Annotated in this window: 14 protein-coding genes, 1 riboswitch and 1 other annotated feature; of the genes, 3 read left to right on the forward strand and 11 right to left on the reverse strand. The window is 27.4% G+C overall.

The window, feature by feature from the left end; all coding sequences use genetic code 11:
• Nucleotides 1-43 precede the first annotated feature (43 nt).
• Nucleotides 44-129, reverse strand: a riboswitch (cyclic di-GMP riboswitch).
• A 403-nt stretch (nt 130-532) separates the two neighbouring features.
• Complete coding sequence (gene prdC, locus CDIF1296T_RS16850; protein WP_003431873.1) at nt 533-1,846, reverse strand: proline reductase-associated electron transfer protein PrdC; 1,314 nt, start codon at nt 1,844-1,846, stop codon at nt 533-535.
• 388 nt (nt 1,847-2,234) lie between these two features.
• Nucleotides 2,235-2,999, reverse strand: a complete 765-nt coding sequence (locus tag CDIF1296T_RS16860) for a polysaccharide deacetylase family protein (RefSeq protein ID WP_009898387.1) — start codon at nt 2,997-2,999, stop codon at nt 2,235-2,237.
• 290 nt (nt 3,000-3,289) lie between these two features.
• Here CDIF1296T_RS16860 and CDIF1296T_RS16865 point away from each other — a divergent pair, with 290 nt between their 5' ends.
• Together CDIF1296T_RS16865 and CDIF1296T_RS16870 are read left to right on the forward strand one after the other, a co-directional pair.
• Complete coding sequence (locus CDIF1296T_RS16865) at nt 3,290-3,493, forward strand: alpha/beta-type small acid-soluble spore protein (protein WP_003422115.1); 204 nt, start codon at nt 3,290-3,292, stop codon at nt 3,491-3,493.
• 190 nt (nt 3,494-3,683) lie between these two features.
• On the forward strand, nt 3,684-4,220 hold the full coding sequence (locus CDIF1296T_RS16870) for a DUF4364 family protein (protein WP_009891708.1): 537 nt from the start codon (nt 3,684-3,686) through the stop codon (nt 4,218-4,220).
• Nucleotides 4,221-4,223: 3 nt separating this feature from the next.
• Here CDIF1296T_RS16870 and CDIF1296T_RS16875 read toward each other — a convergent pair whose 3' ends face one another.
• A complete protein-coding gene (locus CDIF1296T_RS16875) occupies nt 4,224-5,090 on the reverse strand; it encodes a YncE family protein (RefSeq protein WP_003422120.1) in 867 nt (288 codons plus the stop codon).
• A gap of 147 nt (nt 5,091-5,237) precedes the next feature.
• On the opposite strand from CDIF1296T_RS16875, the gene CDIF1296T_RS16880 reads away from it, so the two are divergent.
• Entirely contained in the window at nt 5,238-5,483 is a 246-nt protein-coding gene (locus tag CDIF1296T_RS16880; RefSeq protein WP_009891710.1) for a TIGR03905 family TSCPD domain-containing protein, read from the forward strand.
• 113 nt (nt 5,484-5,596) lie between these two features.
• Here CDIF1296T_RS16880 and CDIF1296T_RS16885 read toward each other — a convergent pair whose 3' ends face one another.
• The 8 genes from CDIF1296T_RS16885 to phoU form a co-directional block, all read right to left on the reverse strand.
• A complete protein-coding gene (locus CDIF1296T_RS16885; RefSeq protein ID WP_009898388.1) occupies nt 5,597-6,895 on the reverse strand; it encodes a bifunctional folylpolyglutamate synthase/dihydrofolate synthase in 1,299 nt (432 codons plus the stop codon).
• A gap of 132 nt (nt 6,896-7,027) precedes the next feature.
• On the reverse strand, nt 7,028-8,041 hold the full coding sequence (locus tag CDIF1296T_RS16890; RefSeq protein WP_009891713.1) for a S8 family peptidase: 1,014 nt from the start codon (nt 8,039-8,041) through the stop codon (nt 7,028-7,030).
• Between the two features lie 1,063 nt (nt 8,042-9,104).
• A complete protein-coding gene (gene rgaR, locus CDIF1296T_RS16895; protein WP_003432343.1) occupies nt 9,105-9,815 on the reverse strand; it encodes a two-component system response regulator RgaR in 711 nt (236 codons plus the stop codon).
• Nucleotides 9,816-10,239: 424 nt separating this feature from the next.
• Nucleotides 10,240-12,906: a valine--tRNA ligase gene (locus CDIF1296T_RS16900; protein WP_004454011.1), complete on the reverse strand. Its 2,667-nt coding sequence runs from the start codon at nt 12,904-12,906 to the stop codon at nt 10,240-10,242.
• 75 nt (nt 12,907-12,981) lie between these two features.
• Nucleotides 12,982-13,244, reverse strand: a binding site (T-box leader).
• Between the two features lie 300 nt (nt 13,245-13,544).
• The gene (locus CDIF1296T_RS16910; RefSeq protein WP_009898389.1) at nt 13,545-14,372 is read right to left on the reverse strand and encodes a polysaccharide deacetylase family protein; all 828 of its coding nucleotides are present in this window, start codon (nt 14,370-14,372) and stop codon (nt 13,545-13,547) included.
• 47 nt (nt 14,373-14,419) lie between these two features.
• Nucleotides 14,420-15,856: a [Fe-Fe] hydrogenase large subunit C-terminal domain-containing protein gene (locus CDIF1296T_RS16915; protein ID WP_009891715.1), complete on the reverse strand. Its 1,437-nt coding sequence runs from the start codon at nt 15,854-15,856 to the stop codon at nt 14,420-14,422.
• 86 nt (nt 15,857-15,942) lie between these two features.
• On the reverse strand, nt 15,943-16,812 hold the full coding sequence (locus tag CDIF1296T_RS16920) for an FUSC family protein (protein ID WP_009898391.1): 870 nt from the start codon (nt 16,810-16,812) through the stop codon (nt 15,943-15,945).
• Between the two features lie 157 nt (nt 16,813-16,969).
• Nucleotides 16,970-17,623, reverse strand: coding sequence for a phosphate signaling complex protein PhoU (gene phoU, locus CDIF1296T_RS16925; protein ID WP_003432348.1), 654 nt, complete (start codon nt 17,621-17,623; stop codon nt 16,970-16,972).
• Nucleotides 17,624-17,640: the final 17 nt, after the last annotated feature.

The raw sequence follows: 17,640 nt of genomic DNA on the forward strand, positions 1-17,640 counted from the left end.
TATTTATTTTATATATTTTTGACAATTAAAAGTTACTCCTATTTATATTTATAGCAGGTTGCACTACTAACTCCATATATCTTTTAAGTGCCCAGGTTTAAGATATACTTCACAGTTTCTATAAATAGGTTTTTAATTTTTCTTTTTTAACTTTTTAAGTGCACTTTTTTAACAACTCAATAAAATATAAATTAGTATCCTAGATACTTATCTAATAAAAAACAAAAATTAGTTTTTATAATAAAAAAGATACTATAGAGTATCTTCAAATATCACAAAAACCTTTTACTCTATCGGATAGTTGACTTAATATAATATGCATATTAATACAAACCACATACTTGAGTATCATTATTTTTGTCCAATATTAATTGTAATAGCTATTGTTATCATTATACAATATCTAGCATATTTTGTCTATTTTTTCCATTTATTTTACAATATATATATTGCCCTCAAAATACATTAAAAAACATCCTTAGAAGTAACTTTTAAGTTTTACTTCTAAAGATGTCTAACTTCTATTTATCTATTATTTTATTTTTAATCTTACGTCACCTTTTATTCTTCTTATTAATGGGTGATTAACTGTTCTCATTACATGGTCAGTAATATGATATACACCTAATTTTAATTTTGGTGCAGAACCCATTACTGTGTTACTACAGTCAGTACAGTTTCCTATTAATATAACTTCTGCTCCAGCTTTCTTAAATTCAATACATTTTTGAGCTTGTCCTGGACAGTGTCCTGGATTTTCACATTTTAATGCACCTTTAATTTCTTGAGCTTGTTTACATTTTTGAACTGATACTATATCAGTAACTCCCATTTTAGTTGCTATATCTCTCATTCTTTCTTCATTAGGTCCACATGCACAAACTAAAAGACCCATTTTTCTCTTTTCATTAACAAATGGCATAGTAACTATTATACCACCACTAGTTTTAGTTATTGGAGCATCTAAAGTAGTAGCTTTACCAGTGAAAGGTCCTCCTAGGATTATTTCACCATATTCACCTTTTATTCCACCAGCTCTTTCAATTAATTCTCCGACAGTTGTTCCAATTGGCACATCTTCAAACACTATAGATTCTTTTCCACTGTTTAATTGACCAACTACAGTTATATTTTTAGATATAACTGGTCTTTTTTGCTCAACAGCCTCTACTATTCTAGTTAGTGTTTCTACGTTTATTACTACTGCATTAGCCTCTGAAGGTAATTGAGTTGGCTCAAGTAATTTTCCTAGAACGTCTCTTACTATTGCTCTCTCTTCTCCCATTGGGTACATATCAACTAATTCTGCAACTTCTATGTTGTCTCCTGGCTTTATTACTTTTTTGAAAGCTTCTATTGCTTTTGGATGCTTACTTTTTATTGCTAGCATACCTTTTCCAGCATTAGTAACTTCCATAGCATATTTTATACCTTGATAAACTATTTCTGGTCTTTCTTCTATTTCTTTTATATTATGAGCTAATAAAGGTTCACATTCAGCTGCATTTGCTAATATTGTTCCACCATTTAAATCTATGTTTAATTTTACATGAGTAGGGAATCCTGCTCCACCCATTCCTACTACTCCAGCTTCTTTAATTAAGTCAAGTATACCTTCTCCTTTTAATGGTTCAAAAGTATCTTCTTGTACTTCATCAGCTTCAATTACTATCGCTTGGTCATTTATTTCACTTATTTTTCCACTAACACTGGCATAAATATTTGCCCCTAATCCAGTTGGTTCTGCGATTAGAGTTCCTTTTTTTACTACATCTCCAACACTTACTACTGGCTTATCTGGACCACCAACGTGTTGTTTTAATAAAATAGAATATAGTTTGTTCAACTAGTACGCCCCCTTAAGTATATTAATTTTTTTATAAGCTGTTCAAATAATGTTAATGCTATTTTTCTATTATAAGGTCTTAACATATTGTTTATTTCTATAGAACATATCGCTTATTAACAAAGCAATTTCTATGCCAACTTTTAAACAAACTTATACCCTTTGGAAATACTGTCTTACAGCATTCATTAATTCTTCTAAATTTTTAAACCCATCAAAAAAAAGTCAATTATTAGACACTTTTTTAATCAATTTAATCTATAATTATTGATATTGCATACATGTATAAAAAGTGTCAAAAAATAGACACCGTCTTTTTATCGACACTTTTCTAACATATACTATATAATTTATCACAACTTTACTTAAAATATACATTTATTACTTATTAATTCTTAGTTTTTTGCACTCCATTGGAATCAACTACATAATTATCTTTATACAACAAATCAGATATTTTGACTAGACTGTATCCATCTTTTTTTAGTCGACTTATTATAGTATCCAAATAGTTATCTACATCATTTATATTAGCATGGAATAAAACTATTGAACCAGGTTGAGATTCTTTTATTACTTTCTCAATTACATGATTTGGTCCAAGCTCCTTCCAATCTATAGAATCTACATCCCACTTAATTACTTTATAACCTAAATCACTACAAATGTCCATAGCTTTATTGTTTACGTCCCCAAAAGGAGGTCTAAATAAATTAGTCCTTTTTCCTGTTATATTATATATTTTTTCTGATGTAGTTTCTATCTCTTTTGTTATGTCTTCTTTTGATATTTCCTTCAAATTGGCATGAGTATTTGAATGATTTCCAATTTCATGTCCTTTTTCATCTATAGCTTTTACAATTTCTTCATTATCATCCACCCAACTACCAACTAAAAAGAAGGTAGCTTTTACATTATGTTTATCTAAAATTTTTAAAATATCATCCATATTATCAGTTCCCCATGCTACATCAAAACTCAAAGCTATTTTTTTCTCATTTGTATCAACTTTATATATAGGCATTTTTGAATTGTCAGATTTAGAACATATGTATTTTATTCCATAAACAAAAACAAATATTAACACTAATAATAATGAAAAAAATAAAACACTATATATCAAAGCTTTAGTCCTTTTAACTTCTCTTTTCATACTATTCCCCCTTTGAAATAATTTCTTCTATATTTAAAATTTATTTTTTTTCAGCTCAAAAAAGTACTGTAATATTTAATTTATAAGACAATAACTAAAAAAATAAAACCTATATTGACCTAATTAAACTCTCTAAAATACTCATTTATTTAATTTTTTTATATTTTTTACATTTTTACCTTTATTTTTCTGTATATATTATTTTTATTTTGGAGAAATTAGTATTAACATCACATAAATAAAAGTGTTGTTAGACATCATAAACTAATTATTTGAGGAGGAAATTTACTATGTCAAATTCAAACAGAACAGTAGTTCCAGAAGCAAAAGCTGCTTTAAACCAAATGAAATTAGAAATAGCTAACGAAATAGGTTTATCTAACTATGAAAACATAGACAAAGGTAACTTAACAGCTAGAGAAAATGGATATGTTGGTGGATATATGACTAAGAAATTAGTTGAAATGGCTGAAAGACAAATGGCTGGAAAATAAATAGTAAATTTTGACACCTGGGTATCAACAGGGCTGCTAATTAGCAGCCCTGTTTCTCTATATTTATTTATAAAATTGTTTTTATATGAATTATTAAAGATTAATAATACAATACAAATTGTTCTTTTAATTTTGTACAAATTAGTTTAATATATTATATATAGAAATAGTTTGACGGAGGATGATATTTATGTTTGAAAACTCGTCTGAAGAATTAGCCTATCACAAACTTTTAATTTTATATATATTAGAAAAAATTAAAATGGATTTAACTAATTCTCAAATAACTCAAGTAGTATTAGAGACTGAGATGATGAATTATTTTTCATTACAACAGCTTTTATCTCAGCTTATGGAATCTAAGTTTTTGACTACATATAAAGACTCTGACAGAGAATATTATGCTCTTACTCAAAGAGGCGTAGAAAGTCTAGAATACTTCTTTAATCGAATACCTACTAGTGTTACTGAAAAAATAGACAAGTATATAGATTCTAACAAAGAAAATCTACTAGCAGATACTCAAGTAAAGTCTAGTTTTGTAAAACAAAGTGATAATGAATTTATTGTCAACCTTAGAGTCATAGAAAATCAGTCTAACTTAATAGATTTAAATCTAAATGTTTCATCAGAGAAACAAGCAAAACTTATTTGCAATAACTGGAAAAATAATGCATCTTATATGTATGCCGAAGTTATCGATTTACTTATAAGAGACATACATTAAAGCCTACAAACAAATTATAGTTGTAGGCTCTTTTCCTACCTTGATTTCTTTTATTAATTTGTTATTTGCAGTTTCATAAACTTTTACTGAATTTTCTTGTGTATCTGATACAAATAGTAACTTTTCATCTTTAGATATTTCTAATCCTTGGGGAATCCCATTTATTTCAATATTTCCAATGTATCTACTCGTTGTATAATCTAAAATTCTTACATTATTATAACCCAAATCAGCAACATAAACTTTTTTGCCACTATAATTAAATCTTATTTCTACTGGTAATAAAAATTCATATAATACCTTTTTTATATCCATGCTTACTTCATCTATTATTATAAGCTTTCCATCAAGTGTTGATATATACATTTCTTTCTTTTGTTTATCAAGTTCTATATGCCAAGCTCTAAAGTCCATATTTATTTTCTTTTGTATATTTTTATTAATTGTATCTATACATACTATCGAGTTTATACACGGTACATATAACTTTTTGCTTTCTCTATCAAAGTCAAATCCATGTGGCATATTATCAACTCCAATAATTCCTATTGGATTTAATGTGTTTTTATCTAGTACATATATACTATTAGAATCTTCATTTGCCACAAACAATTCATTATCGCTAAGTACAACTTGACTAAGACTTCCTCCTATAGAGACAGTATCAATTATTTTATCATTACTTAAATCTAAGACATAGAGTATCCCATTACTTGAACTAGGTATGTATATTAAATTTTTTTCTTTTTCTATGCAAAAATGGTGTGGATATATATTATCTTCTAATACTATTTCTTTTTCTAGTTCAAGTGTAGAATAATCAACTATGCTAATACTCTTTGATAAGTAGTTAGAAATATAGATTTTCATATAACCCCTCCTCTCTACAATACATATACTACAATAATATATTATTTCATTAGCTTGTATTATGCTTTATAGTTGCATTATTACGCATATATTTGGTATTATTATTAATGTTAAAAAAAGAAATAATATTTAATGGAGGTCTTTTTAATGAAAGTAACATTTAATCCAAGTGGTGTATGTTGTAGAGAAATGATTTTTGAAGTTGATGAAAATAATGTGATTGTTGATGCTGAGTTTATAGGAGGATGTAATGGTAATTTATCAGGACTTAGAAGCTTAATAATTGGCCAAAATGCTCTTGAAGTTGCTGATAAATTAAATGGTATTGACTGTGGTGGAAAAGGTACTTCTTGCCCAGACCAATTATCTAAAGCTATACGTCAATCTATATAATTACTTATATAAACATCAGTAAAATTATTAAAAACTTATTTTATATAAAAAGAGTTGTCCATTTTTTAGACAACTCTTTTTTATATTTTTATTTGTATACTTATTTTATAAAATTATAATTTCTTTACTAAAGTTCTCACTGTACCAATCATATATAATGAACCTGCACTTATTATAATATCATCCTCACTTGATGTTTCTAATGTATAATTTACTGCATCCTCTATCTCATGCTTTGATGTTACATCATCTACATATTTTAATACTTTTTCTCTTAATATATCTGAATTTATGGCCCTTGGGTTATTTGGTGTTGTTGTTATTACCTTATTAAAATGTGACAACAATATCTCTAAAACACTATCAATATCTTTATCTTCTAACATACCTATTAATAAGGTTAATTTTCTACCTTTAAAATTCTTATCAAGTGCTTTTGCCAAAGATTTTGCTCCATCTTCATTATGTGCACCATCTATTATAAAAATTGGATTTTCCTTTATCTTTTCTATTCTTCCTGGCCATTTAGTATTTATAAGTCCTTTTCTTATAGATTCTTCATTTATATTTGCTAATTTATTTATGTCTTTTAGATATTTTATTACACTAATTGCCAAGATAGAATTGTTTATTTGATGTTCGCCTATCAATTTTATTTCAAGGTCTCTATAAGTTTCTTTCATTACAGTACAATCGTATATTTGAGAATTTATATCTGATTTTTTTATGTTTATATCATCAAAATCAACTTCTATATATTTAGCTTTTTTCTCTTTACAAACTGACTTTATAACATCCTTTGCTTCATCAGTCTGGTCATATACTAGTACTACTCCATTTTCCTTTATTATTCCAGCCTTTTCGTACGCTATTTTTTCTATTGTATCTCCAAGTATACCTGTATGGTCCAAACTTATAGATACTATCACACTTACAAGTGATTTTGTTATTATATTTGTAGCATCATATCTGCCACCTAAACCAACTTCTAATGCCACAAAGTCTACCTTTTGTTCTGAATAGTAATAAAATGCCATTGCAGTAACCACTTCAAATTCTGTTGGATATGCATAGCCTTCTTTTACCATAATCTCTATTTTTTCTTTTATTAACTCAATTATTCTAGCAACATCATCCTGTGGTATGTTTTGTCCATTTACTCTTATACGCTCAGTAAAAGTTTCTAAATATGGAGATGTATATAAACCAACTTTATATCCACACTCTCTTAGTATATTAGAAACAAAAGAACACACAGAACCTTTTCCATTAGTTCCAGCTACATGTATTATATTCAAAGTTTCTTGTGGATTTCCTAATAATTCTAATAACTTTCCGATATTTTCTAATCCTAATCTTATACCGAATTTATTAGTTTGTGATATGTACTCTAATGCTTCTTCATATTTCATTATCTAACTCCCCCTGTATTGGCATTTTCTCTTATGCTATCTAATTATAGTATATTTTTTACTTTTAATCTACCGACAAAGAATACATATAATTTAATACCTTCTACATTAAATTTAGCTACAAATCTTTATTTATAAGTTTTTATATCTTTCCACTAATTCAGTCAGTGTATATATTGAAACTAAGTCATATTTTGAGATGTCCATATAATTAAACTTTATGTCAAATCTATGCTCTAGCTTTTTCAACAGATTAAAACAATTATCATAAACCAAGCCTATCTCCTTATTAAAAAGGCTACCCTTAAAGAGTTTTTCATTATTATCTTCAATATCTAAGCAATCCCTAACAACGTCAGCAACTTTCATAAGAAGAGCATTTTCTTTGTCATACAAATCCAATTTAAAGTTTACAATTCTACTACACTCATCAAAATCACAACTATCCCAATGATTTCTAGTTGCTAATGATTCAAGCTTATCATTTAAATCAGATATTGTTATGCCTGGTTTTTCTGATAATATCTTAGCTATTTTACCAGTAAGCTTTGCTGATAAATAACTATTACATTTTGGTGGTAATCTATAGGAATTATTTATATCACAACTTATATATGAATTGCTATCCATAACACATTGAACATCATATTTTTTGTTGTACCAAAATGAATCATCTCCATCTAAAGTAAATCCTCTTACACCTATAACATTGTTAAACATAGCTGGATAACTTAAGTCAAAATCATTAGCGAGTGAACATACTATTATTTTTCCTTTTCTAAACAATTCATAACAAACTTCAAATAAGCCCTTAACACTTTCTACTCCTATGACTGATAAACTTAAATTAATTAATCTTATGTTAGTGTCTAAAAGGTATCTTAATGCTTCTTCAAGAACTTTTATATTTGTAATACCATCTTTTCTCAAAATTTTTATTACAAATAACTCTACATCTTCATACTCTTTCTTTATTATTGATGCACAAGCAGTTCCATGACCATCTTCATCATCAAATTTATCTGATATAAAGATATAATCATGCATACATTCAAAAGCAATTCCTCCAACTAAATTATCTTTTAAGTAATCATGTTCTTTGTCTATTCCTGTATCTAATACTGCAACCTTAACTTTATTATTCATATCACATATATTCTCCATTACAAAAGTTTTTAATATATCTATGTTAATAGTTCATCTTAAACTTTGATTTAAGTTGCACAATTTATCTTTTAAATGCTATATTTCTTGCTAAAAACATAAAATAAGTACACCATATATTTAATTTATATTTATTATATCAATTATTATCATTAAATGGTTAAATGTTAAGATAAAATTTTTAGATTTATATCACAATTTAGAATTATTTGTAAAAAAGGAGATTATCTTTTTATTAGACAATCCCCTTGTATATTTTATTAATATTTATCTATGATTAAGCATCAATTTTATTTTATACTTTTTGATTTTAATACTATACATCTAAATCTTATTTAGGGGGAACAATTATTTATATGATATAAAAATGCTAATTTGAATGAACTTGTCTTATAATCAGTTTTAGAAAATACACCATTCTACAAAGTATGAATCAAAAGGTGAAAAAATACTAAAAATAATAAATCAACATCAATTTTAATCAATATATGAAAAACTTATACCAAGTATGTATAAAAACTAATATAAATATTATTTTAACAACTAATACTTACACCTTTATATATTATATCATATTTCAATAAATAAATTGCATAAAAGGAAATCTTTTCATAGAATTAAACTATTTATTAATTCATTACTATAGGTTCAATAAACTATAAGATGTCGCTTTAATATTTATATTGTACTCCATTAAATATTAATATAATTAATTAAAGTATGCGTAGCTAAATGAAACAAATATCTATAGAGTTTTATAAATAGTCATTATTTTAAAAAGGTAATCATATTCTAAAAATACATATAATGCATATAAAAATCAATAATAGTATATTGATAATCAAGCTACTAATTAATAATCATGCTATTATAATGGAAACTCTACATATACATGTTAAACCATATTAAAAATCTATAAACTACTATTTTGCATAATAAAACTGTCTTAATATAAATAACATTTTATATATTAAGACAGTTTCAATCAATAGCCCTGTGATGACATTAAATCTTTTTTACGATATTTTCAATTACCTTTTTAAAATTAATACATTATATCACATAACAAGCTTGTTAATGCTACTTTTAAATCTTTAAGTCTATACTTACTTATAGGTATAAATTGTTCATTAATAGTAATCATATTATCCCTAAGATCTTCTATTCTTCTTAAATTAACAATAAAACTTGTATGACATCTAAAAAAGCCATTTTCACACAGTAATTTTTCTGCTTGTTTCATGCTCATATTAGCTTTATAATCTCTACCTATTGTATGTACGACTAAATCTCTCTTTACAGTTTCAACATATAAAATAGAATCTATCAGTATTCTATTAAATCCTTTTTTACTATTTAAAACTATATAACGCTCCTTCTTTCTTTGAAGGTTATCAATACAAAGATTTACACCCATTGCAAAGTTACTATACTCTATAGGCTTTACTAAATATCTATAAGCACGAACCTCATAACCTTGGGGGGCATACTCTGAAAAAGCCGTTGTAAATATAATTTCTACTTTTTCATCAAACTTTCTTATTTTTTTAGCCACCTCAATTCCATTGATATCTTTCATTTGGATATCTAAAAATATAATATCAATTTTTTCTGGGTATTTGGATATTAAATCTTCTCCACAGGAAAATTCCAGTATTTGATAATTTAGACATCTTTCAGACAAAAGTTTTTCTGTAAACTCTTTTAGTATGCTTCTTTGTATTTTTTCGTCATCACATATAACTACCCTGAACATAATATCACCTCCAAATCTAAAATATCATTTAGTTTACTTTATTTCAATTTCCAAACTGTACTCACTAGCTTTCAAATTTAAATTTCTTTATAAATTTAAATTGTCGATTAAACTACTTATAGAAATTCTCTTTAATATTTAAACTTAAATTACGATAAATTCCTATACTTTTCTAGATATATTATGTAAAAAAATATAGTAAAATAAATATAATATGTATTTATTACCCTATATTAAACATCATAATATATCAAATTTTTATTGCTTATAAATTTTAAGACATAAAATTCATATATTCACAACATAAAATAAAAATATAACACATCTGTAAAGAATTATAACATCATATTTGTATATATATAAAGAAAAACATACAAAAAGTATAGAATATATACTTTTTGTATGTTTTTACTAATTCTTATATTTATTTTATTTTAGATTCTAAATTTGTTAATCTTTCCTCAACAGATTTAATCATCTCTTCAAATTTTTCTTTTTTTGCTTTTTCTTCTTCAATTAAACTTTCAGGAGCTTTTGCTAAGAAACCTTGATTTGCAAGCTTTCCATTAACTCTCTTTATTTCGCCTTCTAACTTTTTCTTTTCTTTAGATAATCTCTCAATTTCTTTTTCAAAATCAACTAATTCATTAAGAGGTATAAATATTTCAACACCATCAATAACTACTCCAACTGCATCTTCTGGAACATTAGATTTATCTTTTGCTATCTCTACATTTGAAGCAGATGCTAAAGTTATAAAATAGTCTTTACCAAGCTCAATAGCTTCTATTTTTTCTTCACTTGGGATTATTATCAATTTAGCTTTCTTAGAAGGTGGTACATTCATTTCTGCTCTCACATTTCTTATACTTCTTATACCTTCCATCAATAAGTTCATCATATCTTCTTCTTCAGCCATGTTATCTTCTTCATTATATTTTGGCCATTCAGATACTATTATACATCCTTCAACAGTAGGAAGATGAGTATATATTTCCTCTGTTATAAATGGCATGTATGGATGTAATAATTTTAATATTTTTTCAAGAACATAAGTTAATGTATATAATGCTGCAGATTTAGCATTTGCATCTTCTCCATATAATCTAGGTTTAACCATTTCAATATACCAGTCACAGTATTCTGACCAAGTAAAATCGTATATCTTTTGAAGTGCTATTCCTAAATCAAACTTATCCATGTTATTAGTTGCTTCTTTTACAATATTATTTGCTCTTGATATTATCCATTTATCAGCTAGAGTTAAGTCCTCTTTAACACTTTCTCTAGTCATGTTTTTAATTATATCTTCATCAATATTCATAAATACAAATCTTGATGCATTCCACAACTTATTTGCAAAGTTTCTAGCAAATTCTACTCTTTCCATATAGAATCTCATATCATTTCCTGGGGAATTTCCAGTTGTTAATGTAAATCTTAGGGCATCAGCTCCATATTGCTCGATTATCTCCAATGGGTCGATACCATTTCCTAAAGATTTACTCATTTTTCTACCTTGAGAATCTCTTACTAATCCATGAACCAAAACATGGTCAAATGGCTTTTCATTCATACAGAACATACCTGCAAATGCCATTCTAACTACCCAGAAGAATATTATATCGTATCCTGTAACAAGTACACTTGTTGGATAATAATAATCTAAAGCTTCAGTCTTATTTGGCCATCCTAGAGTAGAGAAAGGCCATAATGCAGAACTGAACCAAGTATCTAAAGCATCTTCATCTTGTTTAAAATGAGTGCTTCCACATTTAGGACACTTATCTGGCATTTTTCTAGCAACTACTATTTCTCCACACTCTTGACAATAATAAGCTGGTATTTGATGACCCCACCATAATTGTCTTGATATACACCAATCTCTTATATTTTCTAGCCATTGTAAATAAGTTTTATCAAATTTATCTGGAACAAATTCTAATTCTCCTTTTTTAAGAATATCTATAGCCGGTTTTGCAAGTTCTTCCATCTTAACAAACCATTGCTCTGATAATCTAGGCTCAACTACTGTATGGCATCTATAACAAGTTCCTACATTATGATTATGCTCTTTTATCTTAATTAGGTAACCTTGTTCTTTTAAGTCTGCTACGATAGCTTTTCTACACTCAAATCTATCCATACCTTCATATTTTCCACAAACTTCATTCATAGTTCCATCTTCATTCATAGTATTTAACTGCTCAAGATTATGTCTTAATCCTACTTCAAAATCATTAGGGTCATGTGCTGGAGTCATCTTAACTGCACCAGTTCCAAACTCTAAATCAACATAACTATCTGCAACTATTGGAAGTTCTCTTCCTACTAATGGAAGTATTGCTGTTTTTCCTATTAAATGTTTATATCTATCATCTTCTGGATTTACTGCTATACCAGTATCTCCTATCATTGTCTCAGGTCTAGTTGTAGCTATTTCTAAAAAGTCTTCACTATCTTTTAGTGGGTACTTTATATGATAAAAGTTTCCGTCGTGTTCTTCATGTTCAACTTCTGCATCTGATAAAGTAGTTTTGCAATCTGGGCACCAGTTTATTATTCTATTTCCTCTGTATATGTGACCTTTTTCATATAGGCTTACAAAAAATTCTATAACTGCTTCATTACACCCTTCATCCATAGTAAATCTTTCTTTATCCCAATCACAAGAATCACCTAGTTGTTTAAGCTGATTAGATATTTTTCCTCCAAATTCATCTTTCCATTCCCAGGCTCTCTTTAAAAATTCTTCTCTACCTATTTCATACTTTGTCTTGCCTTCTTGTTTTTTTATTCTTTCAACAACTTTAACTTCTGTTGCTATAGAAGCATGGTCAGTTCCTGGAAGCCAAAAAGCTTCATATCCATCCATACGTTTCCATCTGATTAATATATCTTGAAGTGTATGGTCAAGAGCGTGTCCCATATGCAATTGCCCTGTTATATTTGGTGGTGGCATCATTATTGTAAATGGTTTTTTATCTGGATTTGGTTTAGATTTAAAATACCCTTCATCCATCCATTTTTTATATAGCCTAGCCTCAAAATCTTTTGGGTTATAAGTTTTTGATAAATTCGTATTTTCCATTGTCCTGCCTCCTGTATTTTATAAATAAATTTTTTAAATATCTTTAGAAATAAAAAAGAGCTCTTCATCCTCTTTAAAAAGGACGAAAAGCTCGCGTTACCACCTTAATTCCAAAGCTTAAAATACATTAACATATAATTAAATTATTGGTTAATGTTATTTTATCAACTTTGACTCTCAAAGAATTTAACGGTTCTAACCGTCTAAACTTACTTATAGTTCAGTTTAGAAACTCCAAAGCTACATTCAGTAAATCTTATACTTAGAAAATCTTACAGCCAGTGAATTTTCCTCTCTTTTAGTAGTATTTACTTACTCCTCTTCTTCTCAGTCTTTAATATTACATATTATTATATACAAATATTATTCTCTTTGTCAATTATTTTTATTTTATTTTTTCTGAATTTTCTTAATTATGTCTATTCTCTTTTATATAGTTGTTATATTTTAAAATATGTTTTTACAGTTATTCTGTCTTATAATGTCAATAATTGCAAGATTATTTTATTTTAATTTTAATGCTTTCTCATTAATTTTATATTATATTATCCTTACAGTATACCTCTTATTCGTATTTTTTATATTATATGTTTTATTTTATAAATAATTTACTTTATCTTTTACTATATTTAAATTTATTATAAGTTTTCTTGCCAGAAATTTTTAGGTGTTATATTTTCTGTAATTGGCAATATTGTATATCCTCTCTCTTTTAAGATTCTTATAATATTATTTAAAGCATTTAAACTTTGCTCTTTCTCATGAATTAATACTACTAATTCATCTCTTTTTCTTCCATAATATAATATATTACTTACTATCTGACTTGTAGAAGACTTCCAATCCTGTGTATCCAAATTCCAGTCCCAAATTAAATAATCATTTGCCATAAGTTTATTATATGAACCTTCTGGCATATATGGTTTACTTCCGTATGGTAATCTTATTAATTTTGAACTCTGACCAGTTATTTCTTGTAGAGTATTATTGCATGTATTAAATTCCCCAACTGTTACTTCTGGGCTTTTATATAACTTATGTATATCATGACTTACACTATGAAAACCTATTGAGTTTTCTTCTTCCAAGACTCTCCTTACTTCTTCCTTGTGGTTTTTCATATTCTGATTAAGCATGAAAAATGTCGCTTTGACATCATTTTCTTTTAAAATATCAAGTAGTGCATTTGTATATTTTGATGGACCATCATCTATTGTTATGTATGCTACTTTTTCAGAAGTAGCCCCTGGACCTTTTGTTTCTTCTTGAGATGCTTTGTATATGATTTCTCCTAAAGTATTACTTTGAGAAAGCAGTTCCAGTGTATTTTCACCTTTTGAACTTATATTTTCAACTGGAACATTATTAATTTTTTCCTCCAATAATGTTCCAGTTAAAATTAAAACAGCTATAATAAATATCCTTATAAATACATGAAAAACAGCCTTATTATCTTTAATTTTCATCCCCCATATCTCCCTTTTATAAAAGCATAAGTTTAAGACTTAAAAAGTTATTTTTTATATTTATTCTCTTTCTTATTACTTTTTATATCTCTACTAAATATTTTTTTAACCTTTTCTTCTTCTTTTTCTCCTAAAGATTCTACTCTTTTGATTCCCAAAGAAGTTAAAAATTGTAATACATTTAAATTATCAAATGGAGTTTCCATATTCGTACTTTCACTATATTCATCAACATTCTTAGTACCTTCTTCCACACTTAAAATACGCTTCGGACCTCCTACACAGCCTCCTACACACCCCATTCCTTCTATAAATGTAGCTTCTATTTCTTTATTTAGAACTTTCTTTAGACCGTCCATGCACTCTTTTGTTCCTTCAAATGCCTTTTCTTCAAATTTTATATTTTTGTCAATTCTTCTAACTGATAACTTAACTGCTTTACTTACACCTCCTGTTCTAGCATAAACTCTACCTGAAAGGGACGCCTCTACTCTATTACTCTCATCCATTATTGCTGGATTTAACTCTAATGCATCAAATATTTCTTGCAACTCTTTAAATGTAAGCACAAAATCAACTGCATCTTTTATATCTTCTAACATTGCCTCTTTCTTTTTTGCCATACAAGGACCTATGAATACAACTTTAGCATCTGGATTTAAAATTTTTACAGCTCTCCCACAAGCAATCATAGGAGAAACGGATGGTGATACATTTTCCAATATCTGAGGAAAACTATTTTGTATCAAACTAACCCAAATAGGACAGCAACAACTAGTTATAAAGCATCCTTCTTCGTCCTTTTTCATATGCTCATAATAATCATATGCTTCTTTTGCAGTAAGCATATCTGCTGCCAAAGCAACTTCTATCATATCTTCAAATCCTATCTTTTTTAATGCAGTTCTTAATTTACCAGGGCTTACATCTTTCCCAAACTGTCCTACAAAAGCTGGTGCAACTATTGCATATACAGGGCTCTTTATATCTTTTAACAATTTTATCATTGGTATAAATTCTATTTTATCTGAAATTGCACCCAACTTACATCTTGATACACAATCACCACAAGCACTACATACATCTTCCTCATTACAATTAATATGCTTACTTCTTATCTTACATGACTCATCTTCCTTATTATTTTCATCACAATATTTGCAAGCATCTGATATTACAGATATTATTGGTCTTTTGACTTCATCTAAATTTACAGCTTCATGTAGTGACTCTTTTAAATTTTTATCTGTATCTTCTGTCACATCCAATCCCATAGTTACCCTAATTAAATTTACCATAGTATCTTTATCAAATTTTCCACTAAAATAATTATTTAAATTATCCTTTAAATCTTCATTTAAAATTTTATTAGGTAAGTTTTCAATATCCTCTATATCATCATTCCACACTGCTTTTACAAGTTCGCCAAAAAGCTTCATTTTATATATTTCTAGTATTTTAGAATTGTCATTTCTAGTATTCATAAAAAATAGTACCTCCATAAATTAAACTTATATATGTTTAATATTTACAAAGATACTATTTTTTATTTATTATTTAACTACTATTATTAATATGATTTATTTAGCTTTCTCAACAACTCTATTTCAATCATTATTTTCATTAGATGATAGTTGAATACAGGGCTTTTTTCTTCATCTATATTCCAGTCTAGCTTATCCACATTATATGTTTTCTTAAGGTATTTATATGTATGCTCTTTCAAATAAAGTTTATTTTCAAGTAACTCTATAGACTGCATATGAAAATGTATTTCTCTACATATCCTTAAGGCATTCTCAATTTTTTCTATATTAGTTTCACTCAAACTATAATCCAACTCATCAATAAGTTTTGAATATATTTCTTCTAATTTTTCTACTTCTTCTTCAAATTTCTCTACATTTAAATTTTCTTTTCTAAGAATTTTATCTTCAATAAGCAACATTGAAAGTTCTTCTATCTTTTTAAACTCATCTATAACACTATTTAGATAATTTGGTCTAGCAACATAATAATTAACAAGTACTCCAAACAAAACACCCACAGATGTATCTAACACCCTATGTAAAGAATAATACACAGGGTCACTATTTCCTACACCTAGATGTATAGCCAGAAAGGTTACACAGGCAACTACTACTGACTTTATTTTAAACAGATTGCATAAATATATTGAGCACATTACTCCTAGACCACATAAAAATGGGTCTCCAGCTTTAATGATTGCAAATATGAATCCTATTATACCACCTAAAATAGTACCTTCCACTCTATTGATTCCCGTCTTTAAAGAACCTTTTACTGTATCTTGAACAGAAATTATACATGCTACCAGAGAATAAAACATATTCTCTACTAAATAGTCACCAAGAATCATACATAAAGTGACACTAATTCCTGTTTTTATAGTCCTCATACCCATCTTTTGAAGTTTCAAAGTTCCACCTCCTAAAAAGCACCTTATATAAAATACGCATCCTCATATTTAATATGTTCCTAGTATATCACAATTTTTTAAATTTACCCATTAATCATATTTTTTTATCAATTCTTTCTTAATTTAGACAATAAAAAAACTGCTTTAAAGCAGTTTTTTATCCTATCTCAACCATTTTACCCTCAATTGCAAAAATTATCTTCTCACATACATTTGTTATATGGTCTCCAATTCTTTCAAGGTATCTTCCTATAAGTAGAAGTTTTACACCTTGGTCTATGGTATTTGAGTTTTCATGCATTATTTTTAAACAATCAATTTGTACTTGTTCATACAATCCATCTACAATATCATCTTTAGTTCCAACATCATAAGCTATACTTGCATCAAATAAGATTAAAGCTTCTCTAGTCTGAGACATCATAGACTTACATTCTTTTGCCATCTTAGGAATATCTATTAGCTCTTTTATATAAGCCTCTCCACCTATCTTCAACATTTCTCTAGCTATATTTGCTGCATAATCTCCTATTCTTTCCAGCTCTATAGATATATTACCTAATGAATAAATAAATCTTAAGTCCCTTGCCATTGGTTGCTTTAATACTATTAGCTCTATACTCTTATCTCTTATTTCTTCTCTTAATTTATTTATTTCTTCATCATCTTCTACTACTTTTCTTGCACCCTCTAAATCCTTCTCTATCATACAAGTCACAGACTTTTCTATTGCTTCTTCACATTTTTCCATCATAAGCACTGTTTGTTCTTTTAAAGTATCAATACTTATATCTAAACTATTATTGACCATTGTCTAACTCCTTTATA

Origin of the sequence: Clostridioides difficile ATCC 9689 = DSM 1296 (assembly GCF_001077535.1) — a bacterium.
Classification (GTDB): Bacteria; Bacillota; Clostridia; order Peptostreptococcales; family Peptostreptococcaceae; genus Clostridioides; species Clostridioides difficile.

Bases quoted from the DNA above. Each gene is read 5' to 3' on its own strand.
- CDIF1296T_RS16860 (WP_009898387.1), bottom strand. From the start codon at position 2,999: ATGAAAAGAGAAGTTAAAAGGACTAAAGCTTTGATATATAGTGTTTTA.
- CDIF1296T_RS16880 (WP_009891710.1), top strand. From the start codon at position 5,238: ATGAAAGTAACATTTAATCCAAGTGGTGTATGTTGTAGAGAAATGATT.
- CDIF1296T_RS16890 (WP_009891713.1), bottom strand. From the start codon at position 8,041: ATGAATAATAAAGTTAAGGTTGCAGTATTAGATACAGGAATAGACAAA.
- CDIF1296T_RS16915 (WP_009891715.1), bottom strand. From the start codon at position 15,856: ATGAATACTAGAAATGACAATTCTAAAATACTAGAAATATATAAAATG.
- rgaR (WP_003432343.1), bottom strand. From the start codon at position 9,815: ATGTTCAGGGTAGTTATATGTGATGACGAAAAAATACAAAGAAGCATA.
- CDIF1296T_RS16910 (WP_009898389.1), bottom strand. From the start codon at position 14,372: ATGAAAATTAAAGATAATAAGGCTGTTTTTCATGTATTTATAAGGATA.
- CDIF1296T_RS16865 (WP_003422115.1), top strand. From the start codon at position 3,290: ATGTCAAATTCAAACAGAACAGTAGTTCCAGAAGCAAAAGCTGCTTTA.
- CDIF1296T_RS16885 (WP_009898388.1), bottom strand. From the start codon at position 6,895: ATGAAATATGAAGAAGCATTAGAGTACATATCACAAACTAATAAATTC.
- CDIF1296T_RS16875 (WP_003422120.1), bottom strand. From the start codon at position 5,090: ATGAAAATCTATATTTCTAACTACTTATCAAAGAGTATTAGCATAGTT.
- phoU (WP_003432348.1), bottom strand. From the start codon at position 17,623: ATGGTCAATAATAGTTTAGATATAAGTATTGATACTTTAAAAGAACAA.
- CDIF1296T_RS16870 (WP_009891708.1), top strand. From the start codon at position 3,684: ATGTTTGAAAACTCGTCTGAAGAATTAGCCTATCACAAACTTTTAATT.
- CDIF1296T_RS16900 (WP_004454011.1), bottom strand. From the start codon at position 12,906: ATGGAAAATACGAATTTATCAAAAACTTATAACCCAAAAGATTTTGAG.